The organism is Phycicoccus mangrovi (assembly GCF_018729305.1).
GTDB lineage: Bacteria > Actinomycetota > Actinomycetes > Actinomycetales > Dermatophilaceae > Phycicoccus > Phycicoccus jejuensis.
This window is the reverse complement of the sequence record NZ_JAHHWP010000025.1, coordinates 14,163-39,511: the sequence shown is the minus strand read 5'-3', so window position 1 is coordinate 39,511 and position 25,349 is coordinate 14,163. Positions and strand designations below refer to the sequence as shown.

Genomic DNA, 25,349 nt, shown 5'->3' with positions numbered 1-25,349 from the left:
GTCGCGGCCGCCGGGCAGCGCCGGACCGGTCGCCACGGGTGGCCTGTCGGGGCCCGGCCCTAGGCTGTCGCCGTGCCCGTCCGTCCCTCGCCCGCCGTCCGCCGCGCGGCCACCGGTGACGAGTCGCCGGTCGCCCGCACCCGTCGTGCCCGCCGCACGTACCGCGCTCTGCTGGAGCGGTACCCGTACGCCCACTGCGAGCTCGACTTCGAGACCCCGCTGCAGCTGCTCGTGGCCACCGTCCTCTCCGCGCAGACCACCGACGTCATGGTCAACACGGTGACGCCGACGCTGTTCTCGCGCTGGCCCACCGCTGAGGCGCTCGCGGCGGCCGACCGCGCCGAGATGGAGGCCGTCCTGCGGCCCACGGGCTTCTTCCGGGCCAAGACCAACTCGGTCATCACCCTCGCCCAAGCCGTCGTGGAGCGGTACGGGGGCGAGGTCCCGGGCCGGCTCGAGGACCTCGTGACCCTCCCGGGGGTCGGCCGCAAGACGGCGAACGTCGTGCTGGGCAACGCCTTCGGGGTCCCCGGCATCACCGTCGACACGCACTTCGGCCGCCTGGTGCGCCGGTGGGGCTGGACGCAGGAGACCGACCCGGTCAAGGTCGAGGCCGACGTCGCCGCGATCATCCCGAAGAGCGACTGGACGATGCTCAGCCACGTCGTCATCTTCCACGGCCGGCGCACCTGCTTCGCGCGCAAGCCGGCGTGCGGCGCCTGCCCGGTGACCCGGTGGTGCCCCGCGTACGGCGAGGGCGAGACCGATCCCGAGAAGGCCGCCAAGCTCCTCAAGTTCGAGCTGGCCCCGGGCGCCGTCCTGCCCGACCCGCCGCCCGGCCCCCTGCCCGACGAGGCCTGACCGTCAGCGGCTCTCGAAGGCCTCCTTGGTCTTGGCGATGGCGAAGCCCCAGCCCTGCGAGACCGTCGGCTTCGGCGGCACCGCGACCTCGTCCGGGTTGGTGACGACGTCGAGGAGGGTCGGCCCGTCGTGCCCGAGCGCCCACCGCACGGCGTCGTCGAGGTCGGCGGGGTCCTCGACCCGCCGCGCGGTCAGGCCCATCGCCGTGGCCACGGCGGCGAGGTCGGGGTTGTCCAGCTCGGTGCCGAACTCGGGCAGGCCGCCCTGCTCCTGCTCGAGCTTGACCATGCCGAGCCGCCCGTTGTCGAAGACGACGACGGTGACCGGCAGCCGGTAGGTGACGGCCGTGCGCAGGTCGCCGAGCAGCATCATCAACCCCCCGTCGCCGGCCATCGCGACGACCTGGCGCGAGCGGTCGAGGGCCGACGCACCGAGGGCCATCGGCACCGCGTTGGCCATCGACCCGAGGTTGAAGGACCCGACGAGCCGACGGGTGCCGCGCATGGTCACGTGGCGCGCGACCCAGGCCGTCGACATGCCGGTGTCGGCGGTGAGGACGGCGTCGTCGGCGGCGTACCGGTCGACCGCGGCGGCGACGGCCTCGGGCCGGATCCGCGTGTCCGGGTTGTCGAACACCGCCCGCACCCGGCCGAGGAGACGCCGGTCGTGGCCCGGGTCGAGCAGCGAGCGCTGCCGCTCGTGCCAGCGCTCGTACTCGCCACGGGCCGCGTCGAGGTGGCCGCGGTCGGTGCGCGGCGTGAGGCGGGGCAGCAGGGCGCGCAGCGTCCCGGCGGCGTCGCCGACGAGCGCGTGGTCGACGGGCACGCGTCGCCCGATGTGCGAGCCGCGCACGTCGAGCTGCACGACGGTCTTCCCGCTCGGGTACCAGTCGCGGTAGGGGAAGTCGCTGCCGACGAGCACGAGCACGTCGCAGGAGTCCATCGCGTGCGCGGCGGCGGGGTTGCCGATGAGCCCGGACTGGCCGACCTCGTAGGGGTTGTCGCGCTCCAGCCCCTCCTTGGCCTTGAGGGTGAGGACCATCGGCGCGGCGAGGCGCTCGGCGAGCTCGAGGACCTCCTCGCGCGCCCCGAGGGCGCCGTGCCCGACGAGCAGGGTGACCGCGGCGTCGCCCGCGAGCAGCTCGGCGACAGCGGCGACCTGCACCTCGGGCGCCGGGGCGGGGACCCCGGCCGGGGCGAAGCGGGGGAGCGGGGTGTCCTGCGGCAGCTCGAGGTCGCCGACGTCCCCGGGGATCGTGAGGACCGCGACGCCGCCCTGCGCGAGCGCCGCGTTGACGCCCTGCTCGAGGACGTGCGGCAGCTGCTCGACGGAGGTCAGGGTGCGGGCCCACACCGCGACGTCCGAGAACAGGACGTCGTTGTCGACCTCCTGGAAGAAGTCGGTGCCGATGTCGCCCGACGGCACCTGGCCACAGATCGCGAGCACCGGTGCGTGCGACTTCTTGGCGTCGTAGAGGCCGTTGAGCAGGTGGACCGAACCGGGCCCGACCGTGCCCATGACGACACCGAGCGGGGCGCCGAGCTGCGCCTGCGCGCTCGCCGCGAAGGCCCCCACCTCCTCGTGCCGCACACCGACCCACTCGACGCGCTCCTCGCGCCGGATGGCGTCGGTCAGCGGGTTGAGGGCGTCGCCGACGACGCCCCAGACATGTGTGACGCCGTGCTCGGCGAGGGCGGTGACGATGTGCTCGGCGACGGTGCTCATGAGGGTCCTCCCGGTGGCGGATGGGTCCGGGCCGGGCACCGCGCGGGGCGGTGCCCGGCCCGTCACCGCAGCGCTACCCGGCGCGGCCGTTCGCGACACCACCGGGCCGTCCGGGACCGGCCCCCGGCGCTCCCGGTGGACTCACGGGTCGCGCACATCCGGCGTGCCTACGATGACGCCCATGACCTCCGCACCCGAGTGGCTGAGGCGGCTCGCCACCCGGGCGGACGTCGCGGCCCACCCCTGGTTCGCCGAGCACCCGGCGCCGCCGGAGGGTGCCCGCTCCTCGGCGGTCCTCGTGCTCTTCGGCCCCGGGCCCGACGGACGCACCGACGTCGTGCTCACCGAGCGCGCGCACACGCTGCGCTCGCACCCGGGGCAGGTCTCCTTCCCCGGCGGCCGGGTGGACCCCGGCGACGACGGCCCGGTCGGCGCGGCCCTGCGCGAGGCGCAGGAGGAGGTCGGCCTCGAGCCGGCGGGTGTCGAGGTGCTCGCGGCCCTGCCGGCGCTGCACCTGGCGCCGAGCGGCAACGCCGTCACCCCGGTCCTCGGCTGGTGGCCGCGCCCGGTGCCCGTCGGGGTCGTCGACACCGCCGAGGTCGCGCGCGTCGACCGCGTGGCGGTCGAGGACCTGCTCGACCCCCGCCACCGCTTCACCGCCGTCTTCGGTCCCTACCGGGGCCCCGGCTTCGAGGTCGACGGTCTCTTCGTCTGGGGCTTCACCGCGATGCTCCTCGACACCCTCCTCGACCTCGCCGGCCTGACCCGGCCGTGGGACCACGCCCACGAGCGGGCGCTGCCCGACCGCGTGCGCTCCCCGTGGATGCGCGGGGCCGAGGAGCGCCCCGACCCGCCGGAGACCGAGGACGCGCCGTGACCGGCTCGACCGTCCTCGACGTCGTCCTCGCCCTCGTGCTCCTCGCCTACGCGTGGAGCGGATGGCGCCAGGGCCTCGTCGCCGCCGTGATGGGGCTCGTCGGGCTGCTCGCCGGGGCCTACGCCGCGGTCAAGGTCACCCCGGGGCTGATCGACGGCCGGGGCGGCATCGACCTCGGCAGCCCGGCCGGCACGCTCCTCCTCATCGGGATCGTCCTCGTCGCCGCGACGCTCGGGCAGTGGCTCATGCTCCTGCTCGCCTCGCGGGTCCGCACGGTCATCGGGATGGCGGGGCTGCGGCTCGTCGACAACCTCCTCGGGGCGGTCGCGGTGCTCGTGGCGTCCGTCCTCGTCGTGTGGGTCGTCGCGGGGGCCGCGCGCGTCAGCGGCCCGGTGGGCCTGCGCAACGCCATCGCCTCCTCGACGGTCGTGCGCACGGTCGACGCCGTCGTGCCGCGCTCGGCGCAGACGCTCGTCGACGACCTCACGGAGGCCCTCGACCGCGGCGGCTTCCCCCGGGTCTTCGAGGGGCTGGGTCCCGAGCCGATCGCCTCGGTGCAGCCGCCGGACCGCGCGCTCGTCGAGGACGCCGCGGTGTCGCGGGCGCTGCGCTCGGTCGTCCACGTGCGCGCCGCGTCACCGCGGTGCGGGCAGACGCAGGTCGGCTCCGGGTGGGTCCTCTCACCGGGGGTGGTCGTCACCAACGCGCACGTCGTCGCCGGGGCGCGGACGGTGCGGCTCAGCGTGCGCGGCACGGGCCCGGAGGTGACCGGCCGGGTGGTCCGCTTCGACCCCGACCGCGACGTCGCCGTCGTCGTCACCTCGCGGCTCGACGCGCCCGCGCTGACCCGGGGCGACGCCCTCGGGCGGGGCGACGACGCCGTCCTCGCGGGCTTCCCGGGCGACCGCGGCCTCTGGGTCGGGCCGGCCCGGGTCCGCAGCGTCCTCGAGGCGAAGGGCGGCGACATCTACGGTGGCGCGGGCACGGTCCGCGAGATCTACTCGCTGCGGGCGGAGGTCCGCCGCGGTGCCTCGGGCGGCCCGATGGTGGACCCCGAGGGCCACGTCGTCGGGATGGTCTTCGCGACCTCGCTCGACGACCCGCAGACCGGCTACGCGATGACGTACTCGGAGCTCGCACCCGTCGTGCGCGGCTCCTCCGTCGGCGACCCGACGGTGTCGACCGGCCAGTGCCGCGGGGCGGCCTGAGCGGACCGGCCGGCGCTCAGCCCTGGTGCTTGAGCGCGGCCACCGTCTCCTTGCCCTGCGCGATGGCCTTCTCGGGCGCGGGCTTCGCCTTCTGCAGCGCGTTCTTGCCGAGGAGGGCGAGCACGCCGGCGACGACGAACATCAGCACGGTGACGATGAGGTAGCCGGCCCACAGGGGCAGCCAGATCGCGAGGACCTGGGCGAGGGTGTGGAAGAGGAAGACGAGGCCGAGGACCCCGACGAACGCGGCGCCGCCGAGCAGCCCGGCCCCGACGCCGACCTTCTTGGCGCCCTGCGCGACCTCGGCCTTGGCCAGGGCGATCTCACCCTTGACGATGCCCTGGAGGTCGTGCGTCGCGTCGGCGACGAGCTGTCCGATGGTGCGCTCGGTGCTCTCGGGTGCCATGCGTCCTCAGCTCGTGTCGTGGGTCCTGCGGAGCGGTACGGCTCGACCTTACCGAGTGCCGGAGGAGCCGGGGCCCGCGTGCTCCTCCTGGAAGCAGTCGGGCACGCCGTCGCCGTCGTCGTCGCGGGTCTCCTGCTCGTGGATGCGCCGGTAGACGGCGTTGCGACGCCGGAGGATGACCGAGGCGAGCGCGGCCGCCGTGAGCGACCCGATGAGGATGCCGAGCTTGACGTGCTCGTCGCGGGCGGAGCCGGCCCCGAAGGCGAGCTCGCCGACGAGCAGCGAGACGGTGAACCCGACCCCGGTGAGGATGGCGAGGCCGGCGATGTCGGACCACGCGAGGTCGTCGTCGAGCTGCGCGCGGGTGAACCGGGCCATGAGGTAGGTCGACCCGAGGACGCCGACGAGCTTGCCGACGACGAGGCCGGCGACGACGCCGATGGCCACCGGGTCGCGCAGCGTCTCGCCGAAGCCGCCGCCGAGCACGGCCACGCCGGAGGCGAAGAACGCGAACACGGGCACCGCGACGCCGGCCGACAGCGGGCGGATGCGGTGCTCGAAGCGGTGCGCGACGTCGGTGTCGGCCGGCAGCGTGCTCACCGCGGGCACACCCCGCTTGCGCGGGCGGACCGGCACGACGAGCCCGAGGAGGACGCCGGCCACGGTGGCGTGGACGCCGGAGGCGTGGACGAAGGCCCAGGTGATCGCGGCGAGCGGCACGAGCAGCCACCAGGCCGCGATCCGGCGCTGGACGAGGGCCGCGAACGCGGCGAGCGGCACGAGCGCGAGGAGGAGCATCACGGGGTCGAGGTCGGAGGTGTAGAAGACCGCGATGATCGTGATGGCGATGAGGTCGTCGACGACGGCGAGCGTCAGGAGGAACGAGCGCAGCCCGGACGGCAGGTGGGAGCCGATGACGGCGAGCACGGCGAGGGCGAAGGCGATGTCGGTCGCCGTCGGGATGGCCCAGCCCTGCAGCGCGTCCCCCTCGCCCCCCATGAGGGTGACGACGCCGACGAAGACGACGGCGGGGACGGCGACGCCGCAGAACGCCGCGACGACCGGCACGGCCGCCTTGGCCGGTGAGCGGAGGTCGCCGACGAGGAACTCGCGCTTGAGCTCGAGCCCGGCGACGAAGAAGAAGATCGCGAGCAGGCCGTCGGCCGCCCAGTGGCCGAGGCTGAGCCGCAGGTGGAACCAGTCGGTGCCGATCTCGGTGTCGCGCAAGGAGAAGTAGGCGTCGCTCAGCGGGCTGTTGGCGAGGATGATCGCGACGACCGCGGCGCCGAGGAGCACGGCGCCGCCGATGGTCTCGGTGCGCAGGGCGTTGGCGACGAACTGGGTCTCGGCCCAGGTCGAGGGGCGGGAGAGGAGGCGGTGGCCCTCGGGGCGGCGGCCGGGCGGTGCGGAGGTCATCGGGCGGCTCCTGACGGACGGGGCGTGGCCGCGGGCGGGCGCGGCGAGGTCGTTGCCGACCAGACTTCCCGGCGCACCGCGTCCGAGTCTACCGGGGCGCGGGCGGACCCCTCCCGGTCGGCCACGGGCCGGACGCCCGCCCGTCGAGGCGTGGGCCGCGGAGGAGGACGCGCGACGGGGCGCCACCCGCCGTGGGTGGCGCCCCGTCGTCCGGAGGGTCCGGCGTCAGTCGGAGCCGGAGGACATCCCCTGCTTGATGAGGTTCATCACCGAGCTGTCGGCGAGCGTCGTGACATCCCCGACCTCGCGGTTCTCGGCGACGTCCTTGAGCAGGCGGCGCATGATCTTGCCCGAGCGGGTCTTGGGCAGCTCCTGGACGATCATCACCTGGCGCGGCTTGGCGATCGGGCCGATCTCCTTCGCCACGTGGTTGCGCAGCTCCTGGACGGTCTCCTCGCCCTGGTCGGTCGCGCCGCCCCGGAGGATGACGAAGGCGCAGACCGCCTGGCCGGTCGTCTCGTCGGCGGCGCCGACGACCGCGGCCTCGGCGACCGACGGGTGCGACACGAGGGCCGACTCGATCTCGGCCGTGGAGAGGCGGTGGCCGGAGACGTTCATGACGTCGTCGACGCGACCGAGCAGCCAGATGTTGCCCTTGTCGTCGTACTTGGCGCCGTCGCCCGCGAAGTAGTACTTCGGCCCGAACCGCGACCAGTACGTCTCCTTGTAGCGCTCCGGGTCGCCCCAGATGCCGCGCAGCATCGAGGGCCACGGCTTCGTGAGGACGAGGTAGCCGACCTTCTCGCCCTCGGTGAACGGGTTGCCGTCGTCGTCGAGGATCTCGGCGGAGATGCCCGGGATGGGCCGCTGCGCCGAGCCCGGCTCGAGCGTCGTCACACCGGGCAGCGGGCTGATCATGATCGCGCCCGTCTCGGTCTGCCACCACGTGTCGACGATCGGCGCCCGGTCGCCGCCGACGTGCTTGCGGTACCAGAGCCAGGCCTCGGGGTTGATCGGCTCGCCGACGCTGCCCAGGACGCGGATCGAGGACATGTCGTACTTGGCGGGGATGTCGGTGCCCCACTTCATGAACGTGCGGATCGCGGTCGGCGCCGTGTAGAGGATCGAGACCTTGTACTTCTCGACGATCTCCCACCAGCGGCCCTGGTGCGGGCTGTCCGGGGTGCCCTCGTAGAGCACCTGGGTCGCGCCGTTGGCCAGCGGCCCGTAGACGATGTAGCTGTGGCCGGTGACCCAGCCGACGTCGGCGGTGCACCAGTAGACGTCGGTCTCGGGGTGCAGGTCGTGGACGACGGCGTTCGTGTACGCGGCCTGCGTGAGGTAGCCGCCGGTCGTGTGGAAGATGCCCTTCGGCTTCCCGGTCGTCCCGGAGGTGTAGAGGATGAAGAGCGGGTGCTCGCTGTCGACCGGCACCGCCTCGTGCGTGTCGGGCTGGCCCTCGACGAGGTCGTGCCACCAGACGTCGCGCTCGTCGTCCCACTCGACCTCGGTGTCGGTGCGCTTGACGACGAGCACCTTCTCGACGGGGGAGGCGTCGTCGCCGTGGTGGATGGCGGCGTCGACGGCGGCCTTGAGCGGCGCCGGCTTGCCGCGGCGCCACTGGCCGTCTGTCGTCACGACGACCTTGGCCTCGGCGTCGGCGATGCGGGTGTGCAGCGCCTCGGCCGAGAAGCCGCCGAAGATCACCGAGTGCGGGGCCCCGAGGCGCGCGCAGGCGAGCATCGTGAAGACCGTCTCGGGGATCATCGGCATGTAGACCGCGACACGGTCGCCGGTCGAGACGCCGAGCGAGGCCAGCGCGTTGGCGGCCTTGCTCACCTCGCGCTGGAGGTCGGCGTAGGTGATGGTGCGGGTGTCGCCCTGCTCGCCCTCGAAGTGGATGGCGACACGGTCGCCGTTCCCGGCCTCGACGTGGCGGTCGACGCAGTTGTAGGCGACGTTGAGCTCGCCACCGACGAACCACTTCGCGAAGGGGGCCTCGCTCCAGTCGAGCGTGGTGTCGAACTCCTTGGCCCAGGTGATCCGCTCGCGCGCCTGCCGCGCCCAGAAGCCCTCGTGGTCGGCCGCGGCCTCGTCGTACATCTCCGCGGTGCCGTTGGCCTGCGCGGTGAACGCCGGGTCGGGGCTCAGGTCCAGCTCGTGCAGGTGGCTCGACAGGCTGTCGTCGGTCACGGGTCCTCCTCGTCGTCGAGTGGCGGGTACGGCCACAGCCAACCCGACGCGGGCGAGCGAGGCAACCGTCCGTCCGGAGGGACCGGTCCAGCGGGGTGTGCGGCGCGCCGAGCGGATCCTCGGGGTGGTGTCTCGCCGTGCCGGGGTGCCGTGACGGGCGGCGGGGCGAGGTGGCGGCGGCGAGGTGAGATGGACGCGGCGGGGCGAGGTGAAGGCGGCCCGGGCGACGACTGGACAGGATGTGCAGCGACACGCGGAACGGGGTGGCGAAAATGTGCGCTCGTTGCCCAGGAGCGGGGTCAAGGGTTCCGCTCTGCGCGATCGCATGCTTCCGTGGAGGTCCGGCCCACGAGGCCACGACCACTCACGAGGAGGTGAGCGCGGTGTTCGAGGAAGGACAGCTGTACTCGGCCGTGACGACCGAGGACGACGGCACCGTCAGGGTGCACCTGTCGGACAACCACCCCGGGCTGCACGACGAGGCCTACCTGCGGCGCCGAGGCGAGATCGCCGCCGTGTCGCTGGCCCACCGCCCCGGGGACCCCGTCCCGACGATCGAGTACACCGAGGCCGAGCACGCCGTCTGGCGCACCGTGAGCACCGAGCTGGCGCCGAAGCACGAGCGCTACGCCCACCCGGAGTTCCTCCGTGGCAAGGCCGCCCTCGACCTGCCGGTCGACCACGTGCCGCAGCTGCACGAGGTGACCGAGCGCCTCCTGCCGCTCACCGGCTGGTCCTACACGTGCGCGCCGGGCCTGGTCCCGCTGCGCGACTTCTACCGCGACCTCGGCCGCCGGGTCTTCAGCTCGACGCAGTACCTGCGGCACGACAGCCGGCCGCTCTACACGCCCGAGCCGGACATCCTCCACGAGGTCGTCGGTCACGGGAACCAGCTCGCGAGCCCCCGCTTCGCCGCCGTGACGCAGGCCGCCGGCGAGGCGACGACCCGCCTCGAGACCGACGAGGCCGTCAAGTTCGTCGCCGACGTCTTCTGGTTCTCGATGGAGTTCGGGGTCATGGCCGACGGCGACGAGCTCAAGGCCTACGGCGCCGGCATCCTCAGCAGCTACGGAGAGATGGACGAGTTCCGGTCGATGGACATCCGCCCGCTCGACCTCGTCGCGATGGGCACGCTCAACTACGACATCACCGCCTACCAGCCGGTGCTGTTCCGGGCCGAGAGCGTCGAGCAGCTCGAGGACGTCGTCGGGGCCTTCTTCGAGACCGTCGACGACGACCTCGCCGCCCGGCTGCGCGCGCAGGCCGGCGCCGCGGTCTGACCCCGACGCGCTCCGTGCTCGCTCACCACGTGTGGGCGACGTCGACGACGAGGCGGCTCGTGCGGGTCGTGGGGTCCTCGAGGGTGTAGACCCGGAACGGCAGGCGGGCCCGCACCCCGAGCCCGATCGTCGTGTACCCCTCGAACGAGCCGGCCCAGCGGACCTGCCGGAACGTCGGGTAGCCGGCGACCGACGGCATCGAGGGCACGCTCGTCGCGCCCTTCTTGACGACGACCGCGAGGCGCGCACCGCCGGCCACCGGCACGACGGACCCCGAGCCCTCGGCACGGACGCTGCTCACGTAGCGCACGTCGTAGCCGGGGGCGACCCCCGTCATGTCGACGACGAGCCGGTCGTAGCACGCGTGGTGGCCCGCCCGGACCCCCGTGAGGCGTCCGGTCACGAGCGGGGCCGAGGTCCTGGGCAGCGACCCCCAGGCGGTCGAGCAGGCGCTCGCGGCGGTGGGCTGCGCCGTGGCGGGGGTGGCGGTGACGAGGGCGGGAGCGGCCGCGACGGCGAGCGCCGCGACGAGGACCGTGACCCGGCCCCGGGCGGTGACGGAGGAACGGCGGCGGGCGGGTCGGGTCGTGGACATGGTCTGCCTCCTTCACCGCCGGTATACGCCGGTGGAGGGGCGACGCGCCAGACCCCGGACACGACGCAACGGCCGCGGAGGGCTCTCCAGCCCCGCGGCCGCTGCTGCCGGTGGGTCGGGTCGGGGGAGGCGGTCCCCCGACCCGACCGGTCAGTGGTCGATCGCCTCGCCGACGCCGTGGCCGGTGAGGGAGCGGACCTCCATCTCGGCGTACTTCGCGGCGTTGTGCTCCTTGCTCGTCACCGAGCCGAGCCAGCCGAGGAAGAACGCGAGCGGGATGGAGACCAGGCCCGGGTTGTCGAGCGGGAACCAGTGGAAGTCGATCGCCGTGTTCTGGATCATCGACTGGCTGGGTCCGCCCGGCTCCAGCGGCGGCTTGCCGGAGACGACCGGGCTGAAGATGATCAGGCCGATCGCGCTGATGAGGCCGCCGTAGATGGAGAACAGGGCGCCGCGGGTGTTGAAGCCCTTCCAGAACAGCGAGTAGAGGATCGTCGGCAGGTTGGCCGACGCCGCGACGGCGAAGGCGAGCGCCACGAGGAACGCGATGTTCTGGCTCTTGGCGAAGATGCCGCCCACGATCGCGACGATGCCGATGACGATGGCCGCGGTGCGGGCGACCCGCACCTCCTGCTCCTGGGAGCTCTGGCCCCGCTTGAAGACCTCCTTGTAGAGGTCGTGGGCGAAGGTCGCCGACGTCGTGATGGTCAGGCCGGCGACGACCGCGAGGATCGTGGCGAAGGCGACACCCGAGATGATGCCGAGGAGCACCGAGCCCCCGAGCTCGTAGGCGAGCAGCGGGGCGGCCGCGTTCGCCTTGCCGGGGGCGGCGTTGATCGTCGCCGGGCCGACGAGGGCGGCGGCGCCGTAGCCGACGACGAGGGTCAGCAGGTAGAAGCCGCCGATGAGCCAGATGGCCCACTCGACCGACTTGCGGGCCTGCTTGCTCGTCGGGACCGTGTAGAAGCGCTGGAGCACGTGCGGCAGACCGGCGGTGCCGAGGACGAGGGCCATCGACAGCGAGATGAAGTCGATCTTCGTCGTGAGGTTCTTGCCGTACTTCAGGCCCGGCTCGAAGAGCTTCTCGCCGGCCTTCGGGGAGTTGTCGGCCGCGGCCTGGAAGAGCGAGCTGATGTTGAACGAGTACTTGCCGAGCACCCAGACCGTGATGACGAAGGTGCCCGCGATGAGCAGCACCGCCTTGATGATCTGCACCCAGGTCGTGCCCTTCATCCCGCCGATGAGGACGTAGGCGATCATGATGACGCCGACGATCGCGATGACGAGGTCCTGCGCGGTCTCGCCCGAGATGCCGAGCAGCAGCGACACGAGGCCACCGGCACCGGCCATCTGCGCGAGCAGGTAGAAGAACGACACCGCGATGACCGAGATGGCGGTCGCGATGCGCACCGGGCGCTGCTTGAGGCGGTAGCTGAGGACGTCGGCCATCGTGAACCGGCCGGTGTTGCGCAGCAGCTCGGCGACGAGCAGCAGCGCGACGAGCCACGCGACGAGGAAGCCGATCGAGTAGAGGAAGCCGTCGTAGCCCTGGAGGGCGATGGCGCCGGCGATGCCGAGGAAGGACGCCGCCGACAGGTAGTCGCCGGCGATGGCGATGCCGTTCTGGCGGCCGTTGAAGGCGCCCGCGGCGGTGTAGTACTGCTCGGCCGTCTTCTTGCCCGCGGCGACGCGGATGACGATGACGAGCGTGACGACGACGAACGCCGCGAAGATGCCGATGTTGAGGGCCGGCGAGCCGACCGTCGTGGCCGCGTCGGCCATCGGGAGGGTGAGCGCCATGGTCAGTGCTCCTTGCCGGCGTCGAGGCGCGCGCCGAGGGCGTCGGCGGCCGGGTCGAACTCACGGGTGGCCCAGCGCGAGTAGATGATCGTGATCGCGAAGGTCGTCACGAACTGGCCGAGGCCGAAGAGCAGGCCGATGGTGATGTTGCCGGCGACCTTGGTGCCCATGAAGCTCGGGGCGAAGATCGACAGCAGGACGTAGAGGAAGTACCAGGCGAGGAAGAACGCCGTCATCGGGAACACGAAGCCCCGGAACTTGCGGCGCAGCTCCTGGAACTCCGACGTGGTCTGCAGGGCGAGGTACGGGTCCTCGGCCTGCGTGCGAGCTTCGTTGCTCACGGTCACCTCCAGGGTCGGGTCCGAGCGGCTCTGCCCGGAACGCCCCAAGGGTGGGCGCCCCGGGGGTGCGCTGGCGAGACCCCGCGCCGGGTCCCTCGGCGGGCGGCGCCCCGCGTCGGTGGGCGGGGCGCCGACCACGGTGTGCGGTGGGTCACAGTGCGCCGAACGGGCCGCGTGGTGCGACGAGCGGTCGCCCCGGCATGATGGGCGCCGTGCGTGCGCTGAGGAAGGTCTCCGCCGGTCCGGGGCTGTCGCTGGTCGACGTGCCCGAGCCCGAGTGCGGCCCGAAGGACGTGAAGATCCGGGTGCTGCGGGCGGGCCTGTGCGGCACCGACCTCCACCTCGAGCAGTGGGACGAGTGGGCGGCCGCGACCGTTCAGGCGCCGATGACCCTCGGGCACGAGTTCTTCGGCGAGGTCGTCGAGGTCGGCGCCGACGTCGACCACGTGGCCGTCGGCGACCGCGTCTCCGGTGAGGGGCACCTCGTCTGCGGCACGTGCCGCAACTGCCGCGCCGGACGACGGCACCTGTGCATCAACACCGTCGGCGTCGGGGTCAACCGCGACGGCGCCTTCGCCGACTACGTCGTCATCCCCGCGACGAACGCCTGGGTGCAGCCGGCCGACCTCGACCCCGACCTCGGCGCGCTCTTCGACCCGCTCGGCAACGCCGTCCACACGGCGCTGCAGTGGCCGGTCGTCGGCGAGGACGTCGTCGTCACCGGGGCCGGCCCGATCGGCGTGATGGCCACCGCCGTCGCCCGGCACGCCGGCGCGCGGCGCATCGTCGTCACGGACCTGTCCGACGAGCGGCTCGCGCTCGCCGAGGCCGCCGGCGCCGACCGCGGGGTCAACGTGGCCCGCGGCGGGTCGCTGCGCGCGGCGCAGGCGGAGCTGGGGATGCTCGAGGGCTTCGACATCGGGCTGGAGATGTCCGGGTCGCCCGTGGCCGTCGAGGAGATGCTCGACAACATGAACCACGGGGGCAAGGTGGCGCTGCTCGGGCTGCCCAAGGACCGCTACGCCATCGACTGGGGCCGGGTCATCACGCACATGATCACGCTGCGCGGGATCTACGGCCGTGAGATGTTCGAGACCTGGTACCTCATGGGCTCGATGCTCGCGACGTCGGAGCGGCTGCGCTCGGCGGTGTCGTCCGTCGTCACCGGCCGGCACGCTGCCGAGGACTGGGAGGCGGCGTTCGCCGAGACCCGCTCGGGCACCGGCGGCAAGGTCGTCCTCGACTGGTCCTGACGCCGGGGGCGTCGACGGCTTCCTGCTCCTGCCCACCCCGCACGTGCGAGGTTGTCGAGGACGTGGGCCGGCGGGGGACGACCGATGTGCCGGCGGGCCTAGGCTGGATCGGTCGGCCACCCCGACGCCCGCCCCGACCCCGACCTCGTGAGGAGCCCCCCCGTGTACGGCGCTGTCAAGGACCAGCTGCAGGCGACGCTGCAGGAGATCGAGGACGCCGGGCTCACCAAGCGCGAGCGCGAGATCACGACGCCGCAGTCGGCGCACGTCGGGACCACGGCGGGGGAGTCGCTCAACTTCTGCGCCAACAACTACCTCGGCCTGGCCGACCACGAGGCGGTCGTCGGCGCCTCCAAGGCCGCCCTCGACACCTGGGGCTTCGGGATGGCCTCGGTCCGCTTCATCTGCGGCACCCAGACGCAGCACACCGAGCTCGAGCGCCGCCTCTCGGAGTTCCTCGGCACCGAGGCGACGATCCTCTACAGCTCGTGCTTCGACGCCAACGGCGGTGTCTTCGAGGTGCTCTTCGGCGCCGAGGACGCGATCGTCTCCGACGAGCTCAACCACGCCTCGATCATCGACGGCGTGCGCCTGTCGAAGGCGGCGCGCTACCGCTACAAGAACGCCGACATGGACGACCTGCGCGCCCAGCTCGTCGCCGCGCGCGAGGCCGGCGCCCGCCGCGTGTGCGTCGTCACCGACGGCGTCTTCTCGATGGACGGCTCGTACGCGCCGCTCGACGAGATCTGCGACCTCGCCGAGGAGTTCGAGGCGATGGTCCTCGTCGACGACAGCCACGCGGTGGGCTTCGTCGGGCAGCACGGCGGCGGCACCCCCGAGCTGTTCGGAGTACGCGACCGCGTCGACATCCTCACGGGCACGCTCGGCAAGGCCCTCGGCGGCGCGTCCGGCGGCTACGTCGCGAGCCACCGCGAGGTCGTCGAGCTGCTGCGCCAGCGCTCCCGCCCGTACCTGTTCTCCAACTCCGTCGCGCCGGCGGTCGTCGCCGGCTCGCTCGCCGCGCTCGACCTCGTCGCCTCGTCCGACGACGCCCGGGAGACGCTGCGGCGCAACGCATCCCTCTTCCGGGAGCTGATGGACGAGGCCGGCTTCGACCTCCTGCCGGGCAGCCACCCGATCGTCCCCGTGATGTTCCCCGGCGACGACGGCGCGCGCCAGGCGACGCAGATCGCCGACCACATGCTCGCGAACGGCGTGTACGTCATCGCCTTCAGCTTCCCGGTCGTCCCGCGAGGCAAAGCGCGCATCCGGGTGCAGCTGTCGGCGGCGCACTCGGAGGCCGACGTGCGGCGCTGCGTCGAGGCCTTCGTGGCGGGGCGCGACGCGGTGGCCTGACCGCTCGGCCGGCTCGACCTCCCGCGAACGCGTGTGAAACCGCCGGGGGTCCCCGGCGATTTCACACACGTTCGCAGGAGAGCCGGCGGTGGGGTCGATCGTGGGGTCAGTCCCGGACGCGGCTGCGCGCCAACCGGACCCGTTCCGGCGTGTGCAGCCGCACGAGGATGCGGGTCGTCGACGCCGGCACGCGGCCCGGCGTCGCGTACGACACGAGCACGGCCGTCGCGAAGGCCAGCGGCACCGCCCACAGCGCCGGGTTCGCGAGCAGCGCGGCGGGCCATCCACCGAGGTGGCTCGTGGTCATCGTCAGCGCGAGCGCCGAGACGGTGGCGCCGCCGCCGACGAGCAGCCCGGCCAGCGCACCGGTCGTCGACAGCCGCCGCCACCAGACCCCGAGCATGATGAGCGGGGCGAAGGTCGCGGCGGCCACGGCGAACGCGAGCCCGACCGTCGTCGCGACACCGAGCGGCTCGGCCACGCGGCTGACGACGTAGGGGACGACCACGCCGACGACGGCGGCGAACCGGAAGCCACGGACGCCCGGGGCGTCGCCGCCGGTGAACCGCGCGAGCCGGGGGCGCAGCAGCTCCTGGTCGATGACGCCGGTCACCGACATCGCGAGGCCGGACGCCGTCGACAGGAACGCCGCGAACGCGCCCCCCGCGAGCATCGCGGTGAGGAGGTCACCGCCGAGACCGCCGACGAGCTCGCCGGGCAGCCGGAGCACGACCGAGTCCGAGCGCATCCCGTCGGGCAGGGAGGGGAAGGCGACCCGGCCGAGCATCCCGTAGACCGGGGGGATGAGGTAGAAGGTGCCGAGCAGGGCGATGACCGTGACGGTCGTGCGGCGCGCGCCGACGCCGTCGGGGTTCGTGTAGTACCGGACGAGCACGTGCGGCAGGCCCATCGTGCCGAGGCAGAGGGCGAGGACGGTCGAGGCGTTGCGGTAGACGGGGTGGTCCTCGGGGCCGGTGGGCGTCAGGGGGATGCTCCACTCCGGCGGGACGACCGGCGCGGGGTGGCCGTCGCGGAACCACAGGAGCAGCAGGACGAACGCCGGCACCGCGAGCGCGGTGAGCTTGACCCAGTACTGCACGGCCTGGACGAAGGTGATCGAGCGCATCCCGCCGGCGCCGACGGCCGCGGCGATGACGACCATGACGACGAGCCCGCCGACCCACTCGGGGGCGCCGGTGACGAGGGTGAGCGTCAGGCTCGCGCCCTGGAACTGCGGCACGAGGTAGAGCCACCCGATGGCGAGCACGAGGACCGACGAGACGCGGCGGATCGCCTTGGACCCCAACCGGGCCTCGGCGAAGTCGGGCAGCGTGTACGCACCGGAGCGGCGCATCGGGGCGGCGACCATCACGAGGAGCACGAGGTAGCCGAGCGTGTACCCGACCGGCAGCCAGAGGAGGTCGACCCCGCCGCCGTAGACCAGGCCGGCGACCCCGAGGAAGCTCGCCGCCGACAGGTACTCGCCGCCGATGGCCGACGCGTTGAGGCGCGGCGACACCGTGCGGCCCGCGACGTAGAAGTCGCTCGTGCGGCGCGAGAGGCGCAGCCCGAGGCCGCCGACGGCGAGGGTCGTCAGGCACACCGCGACGACGGCGGCGAGCGACAGCGGCTGGCTCACGGGTCCTCGACGACGTCGACGAAGTCCGACTCGACGCGCTCGCTCTGCCGGGTGTACCAGCGGGCCACCACCCAGGCCGCCGGGTAGACGGCCACGCCGAGCACGAGCCACGCGAAGGGGACCCCGAACACGGTCACCCCGCGGGTCGCGGGCACGAGGAGGAGGACGACGGGGAGCGCGGTCAGCCCCGCGACGGTGATCGCGAGGACGGCCAGCGAGAGGCGCAGCTGGGCCCGCATCAGGCCCTCGAGGTAGACGTCGCCGAGCTCGGTCTGTTCGTCGATGTCGCGGGCCGGCGGACGCGAGCGCAGCGGGGCGGCGCCGCGGCGCGAGCTCGTGACCCGCACCCGCGGCGGGGGCTGCGCGGGCGTGCTCACCGGTCAGTCCCCGGCGTGGCGCTCGCCGAGCGGGCGGCGCAGGAGGGTGTCGCGCAGCTCCTTGGTGTGGCGGCGGCTGACCTGCAGCTCGACGCGACCGACGAGCACCGAGCAGCGGCCGTGGTCCATCCGGACCTCGGAGACGTGGGGGAGCGCGACGAGGGTGCTGCGGTGGATGCGGACGAAGCCGAAGTCCGCCCACTTCTCCTCGAGGAGGCTGAGCGGCACGCGGACGAGGTGGCTGCCGGCCTCGGTGTGCAGGCGGGCGTAGTCGCCGTGCGCCTGGGCGTAGCGGATCTGGCTGCGCGTGATGAAGCGGGTGACGCCGCCGAGCTCGACGGGGATGGTCTCGTCCTCGACCGCCGGGGCGGCGGGCGGCGCATCGGCCGTTGGACGGGCGCTGCCGCGCTCGCGCTGTTCGACGACGCGGCGGACGGCCTCGGCGATGCGCTGGTCGCGGACCGGCTTCATGACGTAGTCGGTGACGTCGAGCGCGAAGGCGTCGACGGCGTGCCGCTCGTGCGCGGTGACGAACACGACCTGCGGCCGCTCGCTGAACCGGCTGATGACCCGCGCGAGGGCCATCCCGTCCAGGCCGGGCATCGAGATGTCGCTGAAGACGACGTCGACGTCGCGGGCGTCGAGCACCTGGAGCGCCTCGGTGCCGCTGCTCGCGGTGATGACCTCGGCGACGCGCTCGTCGCGCTCGAGGAGGTACCCGAGCTCGGACAGCGCGGGGAGCTCGTCGTCGACGACGAGCACCACCAGCCCCCGCTCCGCGGACATGCCGGGCAGCCTAGGCCACCGGTCAGGATTGTGCGTGGACCCCGGGTGCGAACTTCGGCACACGGAAGCTGACCCGCGTCCCGGCCCCCGGGGCGGTCTCGACGACGAGCCCGAACTCGTCGCCGTAGACCTGCCGCAGCCGCGCGTCGACGTTGCCGAGGCCCACCGAGTCGGTGGCCCGGGCGCCGTCGAGGATGGTCCGGACGTGCTCGGGGTCGGTGCCGACGCCGTCGTCCTCGATGGCGATCTCGGCCTCGGTGCCGAGGTCGGTCGCGGTGATGCTCACGTGCCCCGGCCCCTCCTTCGTCGCGAGCCCGTGGCGGACCGCGTTCTCCACGAGGGGCTGCACCGCGAGGTAGGGGACGGTGACGGTGAGCACCTCCGGCGCGACGAGGAGCGACACCTGGAGCCGGTCGCCGAAGCGCGCCTGCTCGAGGACGAGGTAGCGCTCGACGTTGCGCAGCTCCTCGGCGAGCGTCGTGAACGTGCCGCCGGTGCGCAGCGCGTACCGGGTGAAGTCGGCGAAGTCGAGCAGCAGCTCGCGGGCGCGGTCGGGGTCGGTGCGCACGAACGAGGCGATCGCCGCCAGGCTGTTGTAGATGAAGTGCGGGCTGATCTGCGCCCGCAGCGCCCGCAGCTCGGCCTCGACGACCTGCCCGCGGGTGCGCGCGAGCTCGGCGAGGGCGAGCTGGCTCGAGACCCACGCGGCGACCTCCTGGGTCGCGCGGGTCAGGCCGGGGGAGGAGTACGCGGTCCACGCCGTGAGGGTGCCGACGACGAGGTCGTCCGAGACGAGCGGCGCCGTGACGGCCATCCGCACCGGGCAGTCGGGGTCGGAGCAGCCGACGGTGTCGGGGCCGTGCGCGACGGTGCGGCCGGTCTCGAGGGTCTGCTCGCCGAGGGGCACGGCGAGGTCGCGGTGGTGCTCGCCGGTACCGGTCCACGACAGCACGCTGCCGGGCGTCGCGAGCGACACGGCGTGGGCGCCGAGGATGGACAGGAGGTGGCGCCCGGCGCGCTCGGCCGACTCGGGGGTGAGGCCGTCCGCGAGGTGGCGCGAGGCGAGCGAGGCGGTGTGCAGCGTGGCGTACGTCGCGCGGTCGGTCTCGGAGATGAAGCCGCGCCGCCGGCTGCGCCGCAGGAGCGCGACACCGAGCCAGAGCAGCAGCATCGTCCCGGCGACGAGCACCGCCGTCGGCCAGTGGATGCTGCCCGTCATGGGCACACCCTAGGCTCGCGGGGTCCGGTGCGGCAGAGCGACGAAGAGGTGTGGTGCGTGGGCGAGCTCGACGAGGTGCTGCGGCTGTCCTGGCCCGACGGGCCGGCGACCGTGGGCGCGGGTGAGGCCGTGGGGGTCGGCGAGCTCGGCGACGGATGGGTCGTCGGTGCGGCGGTCAACGGCGGCGTGCTCATGGCGCTCGGGGCGCGCGCGCTCGTCGAGGGACCGGCGGGGGCGGGGCATCCCGACGTCCTCGCGTGGAGCACCTTCTTCCTCTCGGCGGCGCAGCCCGGCCCGGTCGAGGTGCGCGCCGAGGTGCTGCGCGTCGGCCGCTCCGTGTCGACCGGGGCGGTGCGCCTGCTCCAGGACGCCGGTGACGGGCCGGTCGAGCGCGCCAGGGTCACCGCCACGCTCGGCGACCTCTCGGTGACCGCCGAGCCGGGGCACCGCTGGCCCGCGGCGCCCGCGATGCCGCCGCCCGAGGCCTGCGTGCCGGCGCGGCGCGAGGCCGGAGGTCCCGGTGAGGGCATCACGCTGCTCGACCGCCTCGACGTGCGCGTCGACCCCGCGACGGCCGGGTTCGCCGTGGGACGCCCGACCGGGCGCGGCGAGCTGCGCGCCTGGGTGCGGATGGCCGACGGCCGCGAGCCCGACGTCGCGATGCTGCCCTTCGTCGTCGACTGCCTCATGCCCGTCGCCTTCGACCTCGGGGTCGCGGGCTGGGCCCCGACGTACGAGATGAGCGGGCAGGTGCTCGGCCGGCCCGCGCCGGGGTGGCTGCAGGTCGCCCTGCGCGCCGACGCCGTCGCCGGCTCGGTCTACGTCGAGGACGCCGACGTGTGGGACTCCACCGGACGGCTCGTCGCCCGCGCCCGGCAGCTGGCGGGCATCCGGGTCCCGGCCGGGGGCCTCGTCGACCCCGCTGGCTAGGCTGCGCGCGTGCCTGCTGCCCCGCCGTCCGGCCCGTCGCCCGCCGTCGAGGCCGTCGCCCGGCTCGCCGAGCTGCCGGGGCTGCCCGAGCAGGTCGAGGCCGCCCGCGAGGCGTGCACCCGCCTGCGCTGGCACAACGCGCTGCGCCGCCGTACCGCGGAGGCCGCGGCCGAGTCCCGGGTGCGGGGCGCCGTCGCGAGCGCCGGGCTCGAGGGCGCGACGGTCCCGCTCGACGCCGTCCGCGACATCGTCCGCGGCGCGGCGACCTGGACGCCGCAGCCCGACCCCGTCGAGCGCGTGGCGCGCGGCGCGGTGGCGGCCACCGCCGAGACCGAGCACGTCGAGGCCCTCGTCCTGCGCGCCCCGGCCCAGGCGCTCGCCCGGCTGCACACGGTGGCCGCGGCCGGCCTCGTGCCCGACGACGCCCTGGGTCGCCCGCGGCTGCCCGGCGAGGACTGCGGCGAGCTGACCGACCTCGGCCCGGCGCCGGCCGCCGTCGAGGTCGCCGGTCGGCTGCGGGGGGTCGCCGAGGTGCTGCTCGCCCTCCCGCGCCTGCCCGTCGTCGTCGCGGCGGCCGTCGTCCACGCCGAGCTCGCGACGGTCCGCCCGTTCGTCCGGGGCAACGCGGTCGTCGCCCGCGCCCTCGACCGGGCCGTCGTCCACGCCGGTGGCCTGGACCCGACCGGTGTCGCGGTGACCGAGGCCGGGCACGCGGCCGGCGGTGGCGCGGCCTACCTCGGCGCGCTCGCGGCCTACGGACGCGGGGACGCGGCGGGCGTCGGCCTCTGGGTCTCGCACTGCTGCACCGCGGTCCACGCCGCCGCCGACGAGGGCGTGCTCGTCGCCGACGCCGTGCTCGCCGGCCGCCTCGGCTGAGCCCCACCCGGTCCGTCGCGACCGGTTGTCGGCGGCGGTGCGCAGGAGTACAACTGGTGGTGAGGGCCCCGGCCCTCACGCCAGACCTACCGCGGACGACGGGTACCCACGCGCGGGCAGTCCACTGATGGACCGGTTGCCGTCGGGCTCGTCCCACGGCCACGGCACGACAGCACGCCTGGTCGCCCGGAGACCGCGGCAGGACGACGCCCTCGTCCCCCGACGGGGGCGTCGTCGTGCGCCCGGCCCGGCCCGTCGTCGCCACCCCTCGCGCCCCTCCCTCCTCCACATGTCGGGGTGACCCCGAGATGTCCACGAGACCCCGGTTCCGAGGCGGGGTCTCGTGCACGAACCGGGGTGCAGCAGGCCGCCGGAACTCGTGCTCGGCCGGTGGACGGTGTCGATCACGAATGGGCGGGGACAAACTGTCGGCAATCGTGGCAGAAGCCGGACAAAACCTACGGATCCCGCATTCCTGAGGACATTCTCAGGTACTTTTCCGTAGTCGATGCGCCGGGCTTGCGCGCGAGGCCATCCATGGGTCACGATGTACTCACTCGCTCCCCTTCGGGGTTGAGCGACCGGCGAACCGGCTTCTCCCCCCCGGAGCTCGGCTCGCCGACGGCCCCGGTTGTCCCCCCGACCGGGGCCGTCCCATGTCCGGGCCCGGTCACACCCATCCCTGCCCCGGGTCGCGGGGACCCCGCCCCCGACCGGGGCCGTCCCATGTCCGGACCCGGTCACTTGCGCACCCAGCCCTCGGTCGTCCACAGGTGAGGGACGCGGGCGCGCTCGTCCACAGATGCGCGCGGACCCCTGGTGGGCCGAGGAGCCGGCGGGCCAGCCTGCCGCCATGGACGCACGTGCACCCCTCCTCCTCGTCGTCGGCGCCTCGGGCGGGCTCGGCGCCAGCAGCCTCGCCCTGGCCGTCGGGCGGCGCCTCGCCGGGACGCACGGCGGCGCGACCGTCGTCGACCTCGATGTCGGGCGCGGCGGCCTGGACGTCACGGCCGGGGTGGAGCACCTGCCGGGCCATCGGTGGGCGGCGCTCGCCCGCCTGCGGGGGACCGCACCCGCCCGGCCGCTCCTCGACGGTTTCCCGGCCGAGTCCGGGGCCCGGGTCCTCGCGGCCTCGGGGGCCTCGACCCGCGACCTCCCGCCCGAGGCGGTGACGGACACCCTCACCTGCCTCGCCGAGGGCGGCGAACCGGTCGTCGTCGACCTCCCCGCCGCCTCGCCCCACCTGTCCGACCTCCTGCCCCGGTCCGGCCTCGTCGTCGTCCTCGCGGGGTTGCAGACACGGCGGCTGGCCGACGCGGACGCCCTCGTCGGCCACCTCGTCGACGTCGCCGACGGCTGTGTGGAGACGCCCGGGCTCCGGCTCGTCACCCGGGGGCCCCGCCCGGACGAGGCGGTGCTCGACGACCTTCGCCACCACTTCGGGGTTCCGCACCTGCACCACCTCCCGGACGACCCGCAGGTGGAGCGCGAGGCCGAGCGAGGACTGTGGCCGGGCAGCACCCGAGGGGCCCTGCGCCGGTGTGCCGAGGCCGTCGCCGCGGCATTCGCGGAGGCGTCGTGAGGCCCGGCGGTCGCCGGGGCCCGGCGCCGCCCGTCCGGTTCGCCGGCCCCGTCGAGCGATCCATCGCCGCGGGGGAGGGGCCGACCCCGGCCCGCATCGCCGCGGTCGCCCGGGCCTCGGTGTCGCTGCTCGGGCACGAGGGTGGGGCCCGCGCCGGTCGCGAGCTCGAGGTCGCTCTCGTCGGCCTGGGGCCCCTCGCCCCGCTCCTTGAGGACCATGCGGTCACCGACGTCCTCGTCAACGGCGACGGCTCCGTGTGGGTCGACCGCGGTGACGGCGTCCACGCCGCGGACGTCCGCGTCCCGCGGGCCGGGGTGCGGCCGTTGGCGACCCGGCTCGCCGGGCTGGCCGGCCGCCGGCTCGACGACGCCCAGCCGTGGGTCGACGGCCTCCTGCCCGGGGGCGTGCGTCTCCACGCAGTCCTGCCGCCGCTCGTCGAGGACGGCGCGCACCTCAGCCTGCGCATCCCCCGGCGGCGGCTCCCCGGGGTGCCCTCGCTCGTCGAGCACGGGATGGCGGACGCCGCGACCGCAGCGGTGCTGGGCGGGCTCGTCGCGGCCCGGCGCAGCCTGCTCGTCACGGGCGGCACCGGAGCCGGCAAGACCACCGTCCTCGGCGCGCTGCTCGCGCAGTGTCCTGCCACCGAGCGGATCGTCGTCGTCGAGGACGTGCGCGAGCTCGACCCGCTCCACCCCCACGTCGTGCGGCTGCAGGGACGGTCGGCCAACGTCGAGGGCGCCGGAGAGGTCTCGCTGTCGGTGCTCGTCCGGCAGGCGCTGCGGATGCGCCCGGACCGCCTCGTGGTCGGCGAGGTACGCGGCGGCGAGGTTCGCGACCTGCTCGCCGCCCTCAACACCGGGCACGAGGGTGGGGCAGGGACGCTGCACGCCAACGGCCCCGAGGAGGTCCCGGCCCGCCTCGAGGCGCTCGCCTCGCTCGTCGGGATGCCCCGGGCCGCGGTGCACGCCCAGCTGCGCGGTGCCCTGCACGCCGTGGTCCACGTCGTGCGTGACGGGGGCGGCCGGCGGGTCGGGTCGGTCGGGGTGCTGCGACCGGGCGCCGACGGGTTCGTCCGGGTGGCCGTGGCGCTGGAGGACGGGCCGGCGGGCGCCCGGGCCGGCCCGGCGTGGCCGCAGCTCGCGGCGCTCCTGCCGCCGGGCACCGGCCCCCTGCCACAGGGGGTGGGGTGATCCTCGTCGCCGCGCTCCTCGTCGTGTCCGCGGTCCTGCTGGCGTGGCCCGGACCCGCGCTCGACTCCGCCGGTGCCGGGCGGGGCCCGAGCGGACGCGAACGGTCCGGGTTGCCCTCCACGCGGTCGGTGCCCGGGTTCAGGCGGCGCGGGGAGGAGTCCTGGGTGGCGGAGGTGGCCGAGGTGGCCGCGGTCGCGCTGCGCGCCGGCGTGCCCCTGGCCGCGGCCGCGCTCGTGGCGGCCCGCTCTCCCGGCGTGGTGGCGGCCGCGCCGTGGCTGCCGTCGCACCTGGAGGCGGCCGTGGCGCGCGGTGACGGCGTGGCCGGTGCCCTCACGGCGCCGTCCGTGGACCTTCCGCCGCGGACGGGCGAGGACCTGCGGCTGCTCGCCCGGGCCTGGAGCCTGTCCGAGGGCACCGGGGCGGGTGCCGCGCACACGACGGCCGCGGCGGCCGCGTCGCTGCGCGCGCGCTCGACGGCGCGCGACCTCCGGGATGCGACGCTCGCCGGGCCCCGGGCCTCGATGCGCGTCCTCACCGCACTGCCGCTGGTCGGGCCGGCCGTGGGCCTCGCCCTGGGCCTGTCACCGGCCGTCCTCTACGCGACGCCCGCGGCCCGGCTCTCCGCCGGCGTCGGCGCCCTGCTGACGCTCGCGGGCTGGGCGTGGGCGCGTCGCCTCGTCGGGGCGGCCGGGCGACCGGGCCGCACCGACGGGAGCACCTGATGCTGCTCGCGGCCCTCGCGGCCCTCGCGTCCGCGCTCGCCCTGCTGCTGCTGCGGCGCCGACGGGGCGCCCCGTGGCCGCGGCGGCCACGGGACCGACGGCCCGACGGGTCGGCCCCGGCGACGGTCGAGGAGGCGGCGACGGCCCTGCTCCTGCTCGCGGCCGTCGTCCGGGGCGGTGGCGGGGTGGTCGAGGCCCTCGAGACCGTCGCGGCCGTCGACGACGGGCCGGCCGGCAGCGCCCTCGGCGTCGTCGCGGCCGCGCAGCGCTGGGGCGAACCCACGGACCGCGCCTGGGCCCGGGTCGGCCCGGGGTGGGCGCCCGCCGCGGCGGCGTGGCACGCCGCCGCGTCCGCCGGGGCGCCGCCCGCGGACCTCGTGGAGCACGCGGCGGACCGGATGCGCGTCGCCGAGTCCCGCCGCCTGGAGGCCGCGGGCGCCCGGGCCGGTGTGCTGCTCGTGCTGCCGCTCGGGCTGTGCTTCCTCCCGGGGTTCGTCGCGACGACGGTCGTGCCCGTCGTCCTCACGCTGCTCTCCCGCTGGGGCTGACGCCCGGATGCCGACGGGTGCCGGGCCGGCGCACCCGGCGCGTCGTCCACAGGGGCACCGACGCGCCGCCGTCGTCCACAGATCGGCCGGCGCCCCTCGACCCGCGGACCGCGGCGGGCGACGGTGGGGCGAGGAGGGCGCGAGCGGTCGCGCCCCGGACGCAGGGAGG

23 protein-coding genes are annotated in these 25,349 nt (G+C 74.7%); 12 read left to right on the top strand and 11 right to left on the bottom strand.

Going from position 1 to position 25,349, the window contains the following annotated elements:
* The first annotated feature begins 72 nt into the window (after positions 1 to 72).
* Positions 73 to 861, top strand: a complete 789-nt coding sequence (gene nth / locus KMZ30_RS19705; RefSeq protein WP_215512906.1) for an endonuclease III — start codon at positions 73 to 75, stop codon at positions 859 to 861.
* A 3-nt stretch (positions 862 to 864) separates the two neighbouring features.
* Here nth and KMZ30_RS19700 read toward each other — a convergent pair whose 3' ends face one another.
* Entirely contained in the window at positions 865 to 2,586 is a 1,722-nt protein-coding gene (locus tag KMZ30_RS19700; protein ID WP_215512905.1) for a thiamine pyrophosphate-dependent enzyme, read from the bottom strand.
* Positions 2,587 to 2,767: 181 nt separating this feature from the next.
* Here KMZ30_RS19700 and KMZ30_RS19695 point away from each other — a divergent pair, with 181 nt between their 5' ends.
* On the top strand, positions 2,768 to 3,463 hold the full coding sequence (locus tag KMZ30_RS19695; RefSeq protein WP_226902457.1) for an NUDIX hydrolase: 696 nt from the start codon (positions 2,768 to 2,770) through the stop codon (positions 3,461 to 3,463).
* A complete protein-coding gene (locus KMZ30_RS19690; RefSeq protein ID WP_215512903.1) occupies positions 3,460 to 4,671 on the top strand; it encodes a MarP family serine protease in 1,212 nt (403 codons plus the stop codon). Before KMZ30_RS19695 ends, KMZ30_RS19690 begins: the two co-directional genes overlap by 4 nt.
* Positions 4,672 to 4,687: 16 nt before the next feature.
* On the opposite strand, the gene KMZ30_RS19685 is transcribed toward KMZ30_RS19690, so the two are convergent.
* The 3 genes from KMZ30_RS19685 to acs form a co-directional block, all read right to left on the bottom strand.
* On the bottom strand, positions 4,688 to 5,077 hold the full coding sequence (locus KMZ30_RS19685; protein ID WP_215512902.1) for a phage holin family protein: 390 nt from the start codon (positions 5,075 to 5,077) through the stop codon (positions 4,688 to 4,690).
* A gap of 48 nt (positions 5,078 to 5,125) precedes the next feature.
* On the bottom strand, positions 5,126 to 6,493 hold the full coding sequence (gene nhaA / locus KMZ30_RS19680; protein WP_215512901.1) for a Na+/H+ antiporter NhaA: 1,368 nt from the start codon (positions 6,491 to 6,493) through the stop codon (positions 5,126 to 5,128).
* A 225-nt stretch (positions 6,494 to 6,718) separates the two neighbouring features.
* The gene (acs, locus tag KMZ30_RS19675) at positions 6,719 to 8,686 is read right to left on the bottom strand and encodes an acetate--CoA ligase (protein WP_215512900.1); all 1,968 of its coding nucleotides are present in this window, start codon (positions 8,684 to 8,686) and stop codon (positions 6,719 to 6,721) included.
* A gap of 383 nt (positions 8,687 to 9,069) precedes the next feature.
* Here acs and KMZ30_RS19670 point away from each other — a divergent pair, with 383 nt between their 5' ends.
* Complete coding sequence (locus KMZ30_RS19670; RefSeq protein WP_215512899.1) at positions 9,070 to 9,966, top strand: phenylalanine 4-monooxygenase; 897 nt, start codon at positions 9,070 to 9,072, stop codon at positions 9,964 to 9,966.
* 22 nt (positions 9,967 to 9,988) lie between these two features.
* On the opposite strand, the gene KMZ30_RS19665 is transcribed toward KMZ30_RS19670, so the two are convergent.
* The 3 genes from KMZ30_RS19665 to KMZ30_RS19655 form a co-directional block, all read right to left on the bottom strand.
* Entirely contained in the window at positions 9,989 to 10,561 is a 573-nt protein-coding gene (locus tag KMZ30_RS19665) for an AMIN-like domain-containing (lipo)protein (protein WP_215512898.1), read from the bottom strand.
* A 150-nt stretch (positions 10,562 to 10,711) separates the two neighbouring features.
* Positions 10,712 to 12,361 carry a monocarboxylic acid transporter gene (locus KMZ30_RS19660; RefSeq protein WP_215512897.1) on the bottom strand — a complete coding sequence of 550 codons (1,650 nt, stop codon included), beginning with the start codon at positions 12,359 to 12,361 and terminating at the stop codon, positions 10,712 to 10,714.
* A 2-nt stretch (positions 12,362 to 12,363) separates the two neighbouring features.
* Positions 12,364 to 12,702 carry a DUF485 domain-containing protein gene (locus tag KMZ30_RS19655; protein WP_215512896.1) on the bottom strand — a complete coding sequence of 113 codons (339 nt, stop codon included), beginning with the start codon at positions 12,700 to 12,702 and terminating at the stop codon, positions 12,364 to 12,366.
* A 212-nt stretch (positions 12,703 to 12,914) separates the two neighbouring features.
* Between KMZ30_RS19655 and tdh the strand changes: the two genes are divergently transcribed.
* Together tdh and KMZ30_RS19645 are read left to right on the top strand one after the other, a co-directional pair.
* Positions 12,915 to 13,955 carry an L-threonine 3-dehydrogenase gene (gene tdh, locus KMZ30_RS19650; protein WP_215512895.1) on the top strand — a complete coding sequence of 347 codons (1,041 nt, stop codon included), beginning with the start codon at positions 12,915 to 12,917 and terminating at the stop codon, positions 13,953 to 13,955.
* A gap of 162 nt (positions 13,956 to 14,117) precedes the next feature.
* Entirely contained in the window at positions 14,118 to 15,311 is a 1,194-nt protein-coding gene (locus tag KMZ30_RS19645; protein WP_215512894.1) for a glycine C-acetyltransferase, read from the top strand.
* A 106-nt stretch (positions 15,312 to 15,417) separates the two neighbouring features.
* On the opposite strand, the gene KMZ30_RS19640 is transcribed toward KMZ30_RS19645, so the two are convergent.
* From KMZ30_RS19640 to KMZ30_RS19625, 4 genes are read right to left on the bottom strand one after another with little or no spacing between them, the layout of a single operon-like run.
* Entirely contained in the window at positions 15,418 to 16,950 is a 1,533-nt protein-coding gene (locus KMZ30_RS19640) for a sodium/solute symporter (RefSeq protein ID WP_215512893.1), read from the bottom strand.
* Positions 16,947 to 17,327, bottom strand: a complete 381-nt coding sequence (locus KMZ30_RS19635; protein WP_215512892.1) for a DUF485 domain-containing protein — start codon at positions 17,325 to 17,327, stop codon at positions 16,947 to 16,949. The genes KMZ30_RS19640 and KMZ30_RS19635 overlap by 4 nt, the downstream gene beginning before the upstream one ends.
* A gap of 3 nt (positions 17,328 to 17,330) precedes the next feature.
* Entirely contained in the window at positions 17,331 to 18,113 is a 783-nt protein-coding gene (locus tag KMZ30_RS19630; RefSeq protein ID WP_215512891.1) for a LytR/AlgR family response regulator transcription factor, read from the bottom strand.
* A gap of 22 nt (positions 18,114 to 18,135) precedes the next feature.
* Positions 18,136 to 19,332 carry a sensor histidine kinase gene (locus KMZ30_RS19625; RefSeq protein WP_030526549.1) on the bottom strand — a complete coding sequence of 399 codons (1,197 nt, stop codon included), beginning with the start codon at positions 19,330 to 19,332 and terminating at the stop codon, positions 18,136 to 18,138.
* Between the two features lie 57 nt (positions 19,333 to 19,389).
* On the opposite strand from KMZ30_RS19625, the gene KMZ30_RS19620 reads away from it, so the two are divergent.
* The 6 genes from KMZ30_RS19620 to KMZ30_RS19595 all read left to right on the top strand — a co-directional run bounded on the left by KMZ30_RS19620 (position 19,390) and on the right by KMZ30_RS19595 (position 25,180).
* Positions 19,390 to 20,262, top strand: a complete 873-nt coding sequence (locus tag KMZ30_RS19620; RefSeq protein WP_308279736.1) for a thioesterase family protein — start codon at positions 19,390 to 19,392, stop codon at positions 20,260 to 20,262.
* A gap of 9 nt (positions 20,263 to 20,271) precedes the next feature.
* Positions 20,272 to 21,138, top strand: coding sequence for a Fic family protein (locus KMZ30_RS19615; protein WP_215512890.1), 867 nt, complete (start codon positions 20,272 to 20,274; stop codon positions 21,136 to 21,138).
* Positions 21,139 to 21,991: 853 nt separating this feature from the next.
* The gene (locus KMZ30_RS19610; RefSeq protein WP_215512889.1) at positions 21,992 to 22,720 is read left to right on the top strand and encodes a CpaE-like family protein; all 729 of its coding nucleotides are present in this window, start codon (positions 21,992 to 21,994) and stop codon (positions 22,718 to 22,720) included.
* On the top strand, positions 22,717 to 23,910 hold the full coding sequence (locus KMZ30_RS19605; protein ID WP_308279735.1) for a TadA family conjugal transfer-associated ATPase: 1,194 nt from the start codon (positions 22,717 to 22,719) through the stop codon (positions 23,908 to 23,910). The genes KMZ30_RS19610 and KMZ30_RS19605 overlap by 4 nt, the downstream gene beginning before the upstream one ends.
* Before the next feature lie 164 nt (positions 23,911 to 24,074).
* Entirely contained in the window at positions 24,075 to 24,632 is a 558-nt protein-coding gene (locus KMZ30_RS19600) for a hypothetical protein (protein ID WP_215520175.1), read from the top strand.
* Positions 24,632 to 25,180 carry a type II secretion system F family protein gene (locus KMZ30_RS19595; RefSeq protein ID WP_215512887.1) on the top strand — a complete coding sequence of 183 codons (549 nt, stop codon included), beginning with the start codon at positions 24,632 to 24,634 and terminating at the stop codon, positions 25,178 to 25,180. Before KMZ30_RS19600 ends, KMZ30_RS19595 begins: the two co-directional genes overlap by 1 nt.
* Positions 25,181 to 25,349: the final 169 nt, after the last annotated feature.